The sequence below is a fragment of the Mucilaginibacter sp. P5_A6 genome (assembly GCF_056400585.1).
The window spans coordinates 110,560-123,652 of the sequence record NZ_JBFUKZ010000026.1 but is presented as its reverse complement, the minus strand read 5'-3'; the positions used below and the strand labels follow the sequence as shown (position 1 = coordinate 123,652).

7 protein-coding genes are annotated in these 13,093 nt (G+C 43.0%); 1 reads left to right on the top strand and 6 read right to left on the bottom strand.

From position 1 onward, the window contains the following. The 4 genes from AC1DO4_RS23370 to AC1DO4_RS23355 all read right to left on the bottom strand — a co-directional run. Window positions 1-3,656: two-component regulator propeller domain-containing protein (locus AC1DO4_RS23370; protein WP_477419978.1), on the bottom strand; the 3,656-nt coding region annotated here is incomplete at its 3' end. 571 nt (window positions 3,657-4,227) lie between these two features. Beyond that, window positions 4,228-4,512, bottom strand: coding sequence for a gliding motility-associated C-terminal domain-containing protein (locus tag AC1DO4_RS23365; protein ID WP_477419977.1), 285 nt, complete (start codon window positions 4,510-4,512; stop codon window positions 4,228-4,230). A 261-nt stretch (window positions 4,513-4,773) separates the two neighbouring features. Next, on the bottom strand, window positions 4,774-7,038 hold the full coding sequence (locus AC1DO4_RS23360; RefSeq protein ID WP_477419976.1) for a response regulator: 2,265 nt from the start codon (window positions 7,036-7,038) through the stop codon (window positions 4,774-4,776). A 10-nt stretch (window positions 7,039-7,048) separates the two neighbouring features. Then, complete coding sequence (locus AC1DO4_RS23355; protein ID WP_477419975.1) at window positions 7,049-7,645, bottom strand: DUF6436 domain-containing protein; 597 nt, start codon at window positions 7,643-7,645, stop codon at window positions 7,049-7,051. Window positions 7,646-8,457: 812 nt separating this feature from the next. Between AC1DO4_RS23355 and AC1DO4_RS23350 the strand changes: the two genes are divergently transcribed. Further along, entirely contained in the window at window positions 8,458-10,449 is a 1,992-nt protein-coding gene (locus AC1DO4_RS23350) for an AAA family ATPase (RefSeq protein WP_477419974.1), read from the top strand. A gap of 318 nt (window positions 10,450-10,767) precedes the next feature. Here the strand turns inward: AC1DO4_RS23350 and AC1DO4_RS23345 are convergent, their stop codons facing one another. Both AC1DO4_RS23345 and AC1DO4_RS23340 read right to left on the bottom strand, forming a co-directional pair. Beyond that, window positions 10,768-11,262, bottom strand: coding sequence for a DinB family protein (locus AC1DO4_RS23345; protein ID WP_477419973.1), 495 nt, complete (start codon window positions 11,260-11,262; stop codon window positions 10,768-10,770). Window positions 11,263-11,649: 387 nt separating this feature from the next. Then, window positions 11,650-12,666, bottom strand: a complete 1,017-nt coding sequence (locus AC1DO4_RS23340) for a glycoside hydrolase family 43 protein (protein WP_477419972.1) — start codon at window positions 12,664-12,666, stop codon at window positions 11,650-11,652. Window positions 12,667-13,093 lie beyond the last annotated feature (427 nt).

The window sequence follows — 13,093 nt, the reverse complement described above, 5'->3', positions numbered from 1 at the left end:
GTACGTTTGTCCTTCTTTAGCTTTCTGCACAACTCAATCCCTGTCATCTCGGGCATGCTGATATCACTTATAATAATATCAGGATGTTGCGATAGGGCCTTTTGCCAGCCTTCCCTTCCGTTTGAAGCTTCGATTAAAAAAAACACATCTTTTAAATTGTCTTTCAGGTAAAAGCGAAAGTCATCGTTATCCTCCACTAAAAGAACTACCTGCTTTTTATTTGATCCCGGCTGTTTAACGATACTTTTATCTTCATTATGAATAATCTCGTTTACGGTATCGTTATCAATGTCATCGTTTGATGGCAGGTCTATTTCCTCACCGGTATAGATAACAAACGGCAGTTTAACGGTAAAACAACTGCCGCGATCGGGCTCACTTTCAACAGTTATTTCACCTCCGTGCATCTTCACAAACTCATGCGTAATTGCGAGGCCGATGCCGCTGCCCTGGTTAATCATCGACTCCGGAATATCGTGCTGAAAAAAACGTTCGAAAATTTTACCTTGTTTTTCAAGCGGAATGCCAATACCGGTATCAATCACCTTAATTTCAAGCGGGGCATCGCTGGCCTCTCTATCTACATTGAGCAAAACGCTTACCTGGCCGCCAGGCAGTGTAAATTTAAAGGCATTTGATAGTAGGTTAAACAATATCCTTTCTATCTTATCATGGTCAAAATCAGTAAACAGCGAATCAATCGTGGTATCAAAAATAAAATTAATCTCTTTTTGTTCGGCGATATCAGTAAATGAAAGGTATATCTCGTTGATGAACTTCACAATATCCCCTGGCTTGCTGTGTAGTTTCAACTCCTGAACTTCCATCTTCCTGAAATCAAGCAACTGGTTTACCAGGTTCAATAATCGCCTGGCGTTTTTTCCTATCATGCCTAACTGTTGTTTCTGTTCCTGATCAGCGCGGGTAAGCATTTTTTCGACCGGTGCCATAATCAGCGAAATCGGTGTCCGGAACTCGTGGCTTACGTTGGTCAAAAATTTAGTTTTCAATTGATCAAGATCCTGCATTCGCTTAATCTCCTGCCGCTCCTGTTCAATTATCAATTTTGCTTCCTGTTTTTCTTTTTCTGCTATAAATTTTTCTTGCTCTGCTACAATTTTTTCTTTCTCTGCTATAAATTGTTTTCTTATTTTTTGTATCCCGCGCCGACGTATAAAAAAAAGCGTTCCGGCTATTAGCAACAGGTAAATAATATAAGCCAAGGTAGATTTCCAGAAGGGGGGCAATACCTTAATTTTTAATTTTATATAGCTGGGTTTCCATTTTCCCTCCTGGCTAATAGCCCGTACCTTAAAAGTATAATCGCCTCCGTCAAGGTTGGTATAGGTAGCTTTCCGGGTAGCATTGCTTGCAGTAAGCCACCCTTTATCAAAGCCCTCCATCATATACTGATGCATTATTTTATTGGGGTTAAAGAAATTTATGGCGGCAAACTCAATGGTAAACACATTTTCGCTGTGCTTCAGCGTTATCTCCTGTGTGGCCGAAATGGCTTTAGATAATATAACATGGCCGTCAACTGCTTCATTGGCTGCTATGGTTTTGTTGAATAGCTGAAAACCGGTAAAAATCAATTCAGGCTCATCTATATTCGGATGTATACCCAATGGGTCGAAAATATTGAAACCGTGCGAACCTCCAAATACCAATTCCCCTTTACTGGTTTTTAAAGCTGCATTTACAGTGAACTCTCTGCCCTGCAGGCCATCTGTTTCATCAAAGTTTTCAAATTGAAACTTATAAGTGCCGTTGCCTGGTGTCAGTGTTATCCGGCCCAGCCCGTTTGATGTACTTAACCACATGGCCCCGCCCTTATCCTCTAATACTCTCGAAACCTGGTTGTCGGGCAACCCGTCCTTTTTCATCAGCGAGATGAAACGGTTGGTTTCAGGGTTCAGTATGCTTAGTCCGTCTCTTGTTGCTATCCACATCAGGCCGCGACTGTCCTGCGTGATATTATGGATGTCATCATTGATCAAACTGTTAGGGTCGTTTTTCTTATAATTATAATGTATAACGCCACGTCCGTTTTTTAATATTTTATCTACGCCCGCATATCCTCCTACCCAGAGATTTCCTTTGGTATCCTCAAAGAGTGCGGATATATAAGGCGACCTGATATCCGTTTGCTTAAAGGGAGGAGAAAATATTTTTTTTTCTCTTTCAAATATTTGCAACCCCGCCGCCGTGCCTATCCATAACCGGTTTGATGAATCTTCCAGGATATTCCATACCCGATCATCAGCAATGCTCGTAGGCACCTTGTCATTATGTTTGTAGTGAATAAATTTTCTTCCGTCAAAATGGTCCAGCCCTCCGAAATAGGTACCTATCCATAGCTGCTGATCATGGTCGATACATAAACTTACAATAATATCACTGCTGAGGCTGTTCGGGTTTGCCGGATCGTGTTTATACTGGGTAAACCTGCCTGTTTTGCGGTCAAAATAAATTAAACCGCCACCATTGGTCCCAATCCATAGGTTGCCCTTTTTATCTTCTGCAAATTTAGTAACATCTTCAAAACTAATACTCGTGGCATCTGAGGCAAAGTGCCTGTAGAGCGGGAACCTGATAATATTTTTATGATAATAGCTTACCCCCTCTTTAAGAGTACCGGCCCACATAATGCCAGTGTTGTCTTTGTAAAGCAATACAGTGTTCTGTCCCAATGATTTTGCGTCGTCTTCCCTATTTAGTAAATAGGTAATTTTTCCACTTTTTTTATCCAATACGTTTATTCCGCCATGATCAGTGGAGATCCACATAAGGCCGTCGTCGGCCTGAATAATACTAATGATGATGTTGGATGCAAGCGGTGTCTCTGACGATTCTTTGGTGATGTACCGAAACCGGCCCGTACGGCGACTGTAATAATAAACCCCGGAATCCATATTGGGGTTAAACATCCAGAGATCGCCTTCACTGTCAATAGTTACCGAATAGTTCCTGCCCTTATTATTAGCTGCTTTTTTAAAAATATCGGTATGGTACGTAATTGCATTACGTTTTACGTCAAATAGTTCTACTACGCCATCGTTATAAGCAAGCCATAAATTGCCATTTGCATCCTGCTCCATGTCTGTAACAGAATTTGAATATAATGATGGGTTGGAATTACGGTGATGATAATAACGCGTGGCAGTTTTTTTCAGCTCATTATACCTGTAAAGGCCGGAATCGGGACGCAAAAACCAGAAGTCGCCTTTGCCGTTGTGAAGTATCTTGGAAACGAACGGATGCTCGGGAAGTTTGAAAGAATAGGCCACTGACGATACATCATTGTTAAACTGCTCCGTTTCTGGGTCATAAAAGGAATATCCGCCCGGGGTTGCTACCCATAATTTTTTGTCAGGCCCTTCATAAATATTAGTTATGTAATCCTCCTTTATGGTGTTTTTATTATTTACGTCATGCTTAAATACTTTAAAAGTATAACCGTCATAACGGTTAAGTCCCGATGCTGTACCGAACCACATGAAGCCTTTGGGATCTTTAAATATGCAATTAACCTGGTTGTGAGACAGTCCGTTGCCCGTATTGAGCCGTGAAAATTGGTATTGGCTGTTTTGCGCAAAGTTGTTGGTGTAAGCAAAAAACAATGCTGAAACGACAATATAAAGTTTTACACGCATTAAAATTTAGTTGAGATCTTCGAAATCAGGAACCTGGCGCTTAGCAAGCCGGTACACTAAGATAGCATAAAAGTAAAATAAATCCGTAATTAAAGAGATAAAAGTGAGGATTCCTTTAGATCAGCGGAAAACAAATAACCTACCTCTGAAGCAAACGAGTTGCCGATGCTATGGTACGGGCCATGCCTGAACTTCCAGTGAAATAAAGCTTGTTACAGGTTATCGTTTAGGAGGCTATCCGGCTCATCCGGTTAAAAAAAAGCGGCAACGCGCCCTTAGTCACAGTTTTTGAAATGATAAACACTTATTTCCGATACAATTTTATCAATTTATTTCAAATGAGGTGGCTATTTATACAAAACCTTTACAGACTCCATGTTTTTTTTCAAATTAACATTTAGCGCCCTATTGCAGACCCAAAAAGTAGTTAGTTTTTGCATTAAACTAACCTGATCAAACAATACCCAAGCGTCAAGGAAGCATCCCGGCAGGCGCATCAGGAAGATAAAGCTATTATACAAGTGGCCAAAAGGATGTATAAACAGTGGAACGGTTTTGTGAGGAAGTATGTTTAATAAATAATAGTTACAAATCCGTTTAAAGTTTGCTTTTTATTTTTGGCGGATATGACGTAATAATATACTCCCGCAGGGAGCGGCTTACCATTGAATTTCCCGTTCCACGGGCTACCGTAACCTTTACTTTCAAATAATTTAACCCCGTACCGGTTAAAAACACTAACCATTACCATGGGTTCGTTTTCAAAGCCCCCGATAACCCAGGTACCGTTGATTCCATCTCCATTGGGAGAAAATGCATTGGGGATACTTGCGTTCGGGCACTCATCTGCTATCATAATTTCCTTACTTGCCTCACAGCCCCTTTCATCCGTTAACTGACCGAAAATTATTGTGAAATAATTGTGGAAAAAAATTGAGAATCAATTTCGGTCTGATATCCCCATGCGCCTCCCCGGGATAACTGAAAATCTTAACATATGTTAAGGTCATTTCATACCCCATATCAAAGAGGTGAATTGAGGCATTCGGCGGCAAATTTCGGTAAGCGATTAAGAAATCGTAATGACTCACCATTACTGTTTTCAGATAGCTGCGTATTATGCTATTTCATTGTTCCCAATGATTTTTAGGTGCCATTTTTCGAGCTTATTCATCAATACTTCCAGTTTAATTGGCTTACCAATATAATCGTTCATTCCGGCGTCCAAACATATTTCCTCATCACCGTCCATGGTATTGGCGGTAAGGGCAATTATAACCGGCTGGCTGACTACGGTTTGGCGAATAACCCGCGTCGCTTCCATCCCGTCCATGACCGGCATTTGCATGTCCATCAAAATCAGGTTATAATCTTTTTGGTTAGCCGCTTCCACAGCCTCCTGTCCGTTTTTAACTATTTCCGGCTGATAACCCAGTTTATTCAGTATATGCACAATCACATGCTGGTTCATCTGGTTATCTTCTGCGATCAATATCGTAAACGGAAATTTCCCGCTAAAATCTGTCGACAATTTTTTCCGGGAGAGCTGCTCCTGTGCARCAGGAGTATGTTTTTGCAGCGCGCTCAGGATCTGTTTGCTTAAAATATGCTGTTTGATCGGCTTAGTCATAATGGATACAAAAAGCAATCCTATATCTTCTTTAAAATCTTCCCCAATAGAGCTCAGCAGAATAATAGGGATATCTGGAAATTGCTCCCGGATAAGCCTGGAAAGCATAACCCCGTCCATAAAGGGCATTTGCATATCGGTAATAACCAGGTCAACCGCCACATTTTTGGATAAGAGGGCTAACGCTTCCTCCCCCGAACCCGCCAGTATCGGCTTTAACTTCCAATGAGCAAGCTGGCGCTTCAGAATAGACAAATTTGTTACATTATCATCAACCACCAGTATGGTTTTACCTTCCTGGTTATCCATATCATAATGTACATAGGGTACCAGTATCTTCGTTCCCACACTGGTGCTTACTGTGAATGAAAAGATTGAGCCCTGTTCTGGCTGGCTTTTTACGCTGATCTGTCCGCCCATTAAGGTGACCAACTTTTCAGAGATAGCCAAACCGAGCCCTGTACCGCCATATTTTCTTGTGGTTGAGGAATCGACTTGTGAAAATGCTTTAAACAGGCGGTTTAATTTATCTTCCGGTATCCCTATTCCGGTATCCCGGACATCAAACCTTAATTCCAGTTGACCATCGGGTTCGTTTTTTTGCAAGTTCACACAAATACAAACTTCTCCGCGTTCTGTGAATTTCATTGCATTGCCCACCAGGTTGATTAAAATCTGCCGTAACCTCAAATGATCGCCCACAATCTGCAAAGGCACATTTTCAGCGATCTTATAAACCAGGTCCAGTCCTATTTTAGCGGCGCTGGTTCCAAAAATATCCAACACATCTTCTACACATTGCCTCAGGTTAAAATCCTCCCTTTCGAGTTCCAGGTTTCCGGATTCAATTTTGGAGAAATCAAGGATATCATTGATCACATTGATCAGCGTTTCGCCACAGGTGGTAATTGATTCGCTAAACATCAGCTGCTCTTCGGATAAAGGAGTCTCTCTCAGCAAGGCGGCCATTCCGATTACCCCATTCATCGGTGTGCGGATCTCATGGCTCATGGTTGCGAGGAATATGCTTTTCGCCTGATTAGCCTGATCGGCCTCCTGTCGTGCTTTTTCCAGTTCCTGGTTTGATTTACGGAGCTGCCGGTTGGAATTTTCAAGCGCTTCTTCATTCCTTTTTCGCTCTATGGAGAGCTGAGCTTCCCTTTGCAGTTCGGCCATTTGTATAGTTTGAAGCACCTGCATTTCGTTATATTTTTTGAGTTGGTAGGCCCATAATCCGCATATAAAAAAGATACCGGCGGCCAGCAGGATATGGATAATAAATGTTTGCAGATCAAAATAATCCAGGCGGGTAAAATAGATTTTGGTAAAGCCAGTGTTCTGCAGATAACTAAAGGTGGCGTGATGCACGGTCACTACGATCAGCATAGGGATCTGCAGTTTCCATTTTTGATAGGTAATAAGTAAAGCGCTGCCGATAAATGCAAAAAAATGCATTTCAAACAACCCGTGCATCTGGTAGATGTACTGCGCCATAAAAATACCCAGCACCGCACTTAAAACATATTGGTACAAGGAAGAGTCGGGTAAAGCTATTTTGGCAGAATAATAGGCCAGCACGGAAAGTCCGCCCACACCCAATGCGATGAGCCAGGTGTCATAAAACACGGCAAATATCAACCCGATCAAAAAATAACCGATTAAAAAGTAATTCATCAACCTGTCCGATCGTTCCTTTACACCTGACAGGAACGTATAGGCCTGGTTATCATATGCCGACAATTGATTATTCATTTATGTTTCTTTATTTTTTGCAATCAGGTAAGCTACAACCATAGGCCCTTAATGCCAGCGGACTAAAAACCAACCTGGCGTGATCGCGCAGCAGACCGGCTATGGCTATTTTTGCATAGCTGGTTTTTTCATCGGTACAATAGCGGCTCTGGTTATAATTCCCCTTATAGTATAATTGATGCCGGGTATCAAGTATAACAGCTTGTGGTGTGGAATAGACCCCGCAGGCCCTGGCCAGCGAGGCGTCAAATAAAACAGGGATGTTTAAATCAAATTTGTCCTGTATGGCTTTAGCAGTATATGCCTTATTATTCACGACCACCACCACAAAATTTACCTGCCGGCCATACTGTTTAGCCAGCAACTTAAAGTGAGCGATATTAAACCGTGAACAAGGGCAATCAGGATTAAAGAAATGTAGAAAAAGGGGCTTGCCATGATCTTTATTGAGCGCCTTGCTTAATTTAATCACCGTTCCGTTATTTACCGGTTTGTAGTTTTCAGGAATTGGAGTAGGCAAATGGTAAACCAGTTCATTGTACCAGAACAAAGCCCCAATAGCAGCAAAAAGCAGCATCAGCCAACCGATCACCATTAATTTTTTCATTACTTCGTATTTGCTCTTATATATTCGGTAAGGGAAAATTGTTGTAAACAAATTCCATCACGAACAGGGCTTAATCAATACGCTGAATATAAACAATATTCTGGTTTTTAAAAAAATTTCACAACATTCTGTTTCAAAATGATTGGTTTTTAGCAAGTTGATATCCGGGTTGAAAGCCAAACATCGGGAGAATGGGTGTCTTTGAGATCATATAATTTATCAAAAAGCAGGCGGGTCTACGTATAGGTTTCCAATAAAATACCGGTGTAGCAACCGTGGCTTAGTGCTTTTTTGTGCCTTCTAAATAGTTGAAAGTCTACTTAGTTCCTGATTATCACACAACGTTCAGGCCCAATCATCCTTTTTCCAGGCACTACACCTTTCCCGTCAGGATCTTATCCTGAAGCCTTTTATTGCCGCTGATCCATTTGGCGGAGTGAATCTTAAAGCCCGGTTCCGGAAAAACCATTCACAATACACGCAGCTTTCAAACAAAAATACTAAATTAATTAGCAAAATATCAAATAAAAATTTCACCCGTCGAATTGCTTTTATACTTTTGGGCTATGAGAAAACAATTTATGATCGCGGCCATTACGGGCTTATCCATAAGTTTGCAATCATGGGGGTTTAAAGGTCATAAAGCAGTCGTTGCTATCGCGCAAAATGCTCAACGTCCAATACAGCTAACGTTGTGACAGCTTATTTAAAAGGTGCCCCCCTGACTGATGTGAGTACCTGGACGAATGAGAATAGAGATAAACCCACAACGCCCTGGATCTATTGATAACCAGGATAACATTGCAAACCATATGGCAGAGATGAACCCGGTAATGCAGCTGGCTTATGATTATTTGGAGAGCACGAATACCGTGGTTTTCCTGACAGGTAAGGCGGGTACGGGTAAAACAACCTTCCTGCAAAACCTGCGGCAGGCATCCAAAAAGAGGCTGGTGGTAGTAGCGCCAACAGGTGTGGCGGCTATCAACGCGGGCGGGATGACCATCCATTCCTTTTTTCAGCTTTCTTTCGCGCCTGTTATCCCTTCAGGAACAGAGCGGCCCGATGTGCATTACAGCGCAGAGAAAAAGGACTTGCTGGCTAACCTGGAGCTCCTGATCATTGATGAGGTGAGCATGGTGCGGCCGGATGTACTCGACCAGATCGACCTGATTCTGCGGAATGTCAAAGGATCAGCTCATCCTTTTGGTGGTGTGCAATTGTTATTAATCGGCGACCTGTCGCAATTGAGCCCAATCATTCGGGATGAGGAATGGAGCATATTAAGGCCCTATTACTCAACGCCCTACTTCTTTAGCAGTCTGGTTATGCAGCAAGCGCCTTATGTGCGCATCGAATTGAATCATGTCTTCCGGCAGAAGGAACAGACCTTTGTGGATATTTTGAACGAAGTGCGCAACCAGCAGATCAGCGCCGAAAGTCTCGCGCTGCTGAATGCGCGATATGTGCCGGACTTCCGTCCTGCATGGGACGACCCTTATATTACGCTGACCACGCATAATAGCATTGCACAGGAATTAAACCAGGAGTTTTTAGATGCGTTGCCGGGGCAGCAAATTGAATTTACGGCGATCATCCGGGGTGAGTTCCCAAGGGATGCCTACCCGACAGAAACGAGCCTGAAGCTTAAAATTGGCGCACAGGTTATGTTTGTGAAAAATGACGGCTCGGCAGAAAAGCTGTTTTATAATGGAAAGATTGGGACGGTGACGAACATATCGGGGAATACGGTTTTTGTGCAGTGCGGCCGCGAGGACAAAGAGATTGCGGTGGAGGCGCTTGAATGGGCCAATGTAAAGTACCAACTGGATGGCGAAGCCATCAATGAAACCAATGCAGGCAGTTTTGCGCAGATCCCATTAAAGCTGGCCTGGGCTATCACCATTCATAAAAGCCAGGGGCTGAGTTTTGATAAAGCCATCATCGATGTTTCTGAATCCTTCGCACACGGCCAGGCCTATGTGGCGCTCAGCCGCTGCCGTACTTTATCAGGCATGGTATTGCGCAACCCGGTTGCCGCGCATAATATCATCGGCGACTCCGCTGTCGCCCGTTTTAACGAACAGGCCAAAGCTATTCGGCCTGATGTGCAAAGCCTGGAACGGGACCGGGAACTATACCGGCTGTTCCTGTTGACTGAACTATTCAATTTTGGCCCGCTTCAGACAAAGACCAAAGGTTTTGAAGTGTTGTTGCCTGAATTGGATAAAGACATTCTGGAGATTGCTGCAAAATTTATTAAGCAGTTAAAACCCGAACGATGTCAGCAGGCGGCAGTCTATTTCCGGGAGAAGTTACGCGCGGCTATTGAATTATTGCACCAACAATTGCCTACGCTTATCGGTCAGTCGAAAGACAGGGCCGCTAAAGCTGATCAATTCATTATTTGGCTCATGAACCGTTTGCTGCTCATGGAACATTTTGCGCTGCACCCATTTACTACCGCAGCTTATTTAACGCTTGCCAAAGACAAAATAAAAACTTACGACCGTTCCTATCTAAAAGCGCTGAACGCCAGGCCCAATGAAAAGTTTTATGAACAGTTACTCGGCTGGCGGGAAGAAATTGCGCTGAAAGAAAAGATCATGCCGGGTATGGTTTTGTCCGAAAAAACCGCGGCGGCTATTGCTGAAAAATTACCGGCGACGTTAAAAGCATTGGGTGGGATCAAGGGCCTGGGACCACATAAGGCAGGACAATACGGCACCGTGCTGATCGGGATGATCCGAGCATTCCAGCAGGAGATATCTGGCCAGGGGGCCGACCAACACAGTTTATTTTGACCAGGATGCCTGGATGAACCTTCCGGTTTTATTTGCTGTTGCGCGATAGACGGCCGTTGATATGCCGGCCAGCCCGTTCACCTCCATGCTGCATGCTAACGCGCACATCATTGCCGTTCACCCGTTTTAACGGCTGTGGCAATAGTATGACCCAAACGGATTGCAAAAGCTCGTACACATCGCCATTTCAATTTGTTCAAGTCGAACCGGCTCCATTATAACTTTATGCTTTGTCCTCCGCGGAGAAGATATTGGTCAATAACCAACTATTGTTCTTTCTGCAAAATCCAGTCAATATTGGAGAGTTAATTAATCATCCTAATCATACCTTAAAGCGGGATAATCCAGTAACCTGCGCCATAAGGCGAGCTGACCGATGATATTCGCTTCCCGGTAGATCATAAAAGATAATAGCTCATAATAAGTCATTTTCATAAAACCCATATCAATTTCACTATCGAGCTTTTCATCGTCAATATTCACGAGTACCTCCCGCGCTACAGGACTGATCTTTTCCCAATCCTTTAAATATTCGGCTATAGTGGGATACTTTGCATCGTCCCGGATTCCTTTGTTGTCTTTGAACAGCTCGTCCCCGATCTGTTTTAATCCAGGGTTAGTCTCCTTCGTCATCTCATACCGCTGCTGCACCAGTGTTCCCGTGAGCCATGCGATATGGTTTGCCTTGGTATTTAAACGATCATAAGTATCTTTCTCGGAGACCCCTTCTATTGCACGTGCAAAAAAGGTAGTCTGCATATCAAATAAGGTCAATAAGCCCTCCATTCTTCTGCTTGCTGTTTTTGTTTCCATAGCTGTATATTAAGTTTCATTAGGTTTATTCGGTAAAGTTATACCAGGAAACGATTAAAACGCCTGTGTCATTGTGACAAATTAGTGGGCTATTCGCGACAATCTTTACCTTCTAATAGAAATGGTTCTTTCTTTTTCATATGAGTTGAACCGTTTTTATCGCTTTCCGCCGCCAGGTTGGCATCCTGTAGCCGGAACAGCTCCATCTCAGTTTCTATAGGTAACTTTTAAAGCATTTTAAAAATTCATGGCCGTCATCCCAGGTCAGGTTCTGGCTTATGTTGTTATCTATACGTCCTTTTTTTGGCAGGTGTCTAAAACAAAAAGAGACAGCCCCTTTTGAGACAGTCTCCTTATTATTTACTCCCCTCGCTGTCTTTCAAATCTTCAGGGAGTATAAGGGCCGCGCACAATCAGCTTATCACCAGAGTCATCTATTTCAAACAAATGTGGTATCCGCCTATACCGGCCATTAATATTTTGATGACTATGTACTGCCATCACCAGTTTGCCCTGTAATGTTTTGAATAGCATGCCATGTCCGAAATTAGGTGGAGTAATCGGTTCTTTCTCCTGTACCCAAGGGCCATCAAGCATACCGCTTGAAGAATAGGCCACACCCTGCGTATAAACGTCATACACCCAACTCGTCCAGATCATACCCAGGCGTCCTGTTTGAGTAAGGAACACGTATGGCCCATCTGTAACCTTATTGGGACGAACATTCCCATTTTCATCCTTTTCCCTGCTCCAGGGGGAATCGCTGGCACGGAATAATACTTTCCCAATCCCCACTGAGCCACTTAAATCAGGTTTTAGTTCAATTTTCTCGATAGTCCCGTTCCAGTTCTGTAACCATTCATAGCAATATATCATATAAGGCTTTCCGTCTTTGTCCACCCAAAATGTTCCGTCCAGCGTCGGTTTGTTAGCTGGTAAATAAGTAGCCTCCTGCATTGGCACATAAGGCCCGCCTGGCTGATCGCTAATCAGGATATGAGATGCGCGGCGTTCTATGACATTACCTTTTACTGTATCAATCTTGACGTCACGGTTAGTAAACGTAGCAAAGTAATAATACTTGCCCTTATACTCATGCAATTCCGCAGCCCAGATCATCGGATGAGATCCCATCCAGGACTGGGGATCGGTCTTTGCAACCTGGAATGGGCCATCCCACAATTTGAGATCTTTACTTTTCCAGAGCAAACCGCCGGTACCGGTCATGTAGTACATGGCAGTTTTAGAGTCTGCCAGAATACAAGGATCGCTAAGCTGGATGGAATCAAGCGGGACATCTTTCCTCGGGGTATAAGTTCTTTGCTGAGCAAAAAGGGTGATTGGAAAAATCAACAAAAAGTGTAAAAAGGAAAAAAACTTTTTCATATCAATAAGATCTGGCATCTAATATAGCTTTAGATTGCACAAAATCGGTTTAGTTATGTTTTTTTATTGATTAAATACGGCTTTCGATATTAGCGATTTCAGTGTAAGTTATATCATTAAATAATTTTGAATATATGGCCATTTGCCGGGTAAAAATGCTATCAGAATGATTTGTCAGCAATTCCGGAACGAGGTGATTAACGGTTCCGGGATGTCCTATTTCAGTGTTTTTATGGCAATCGTAACCCTGTGCGGGCGACTCCCTCGTGGGAGATGAGTAAGGCTGGATATGAATGGTCAACATGAGAAATCCATTGTGTCCCCGGTTCGATCATAGCTGGTAACACAAACCATTAAAAGCCAGTTTTCCTGCGAAGACCGGCTTTTAATGGTTTTAGATGTATTTTTGTGTTGTCCCTTTCATGATCCATTTGATCAAGAGATT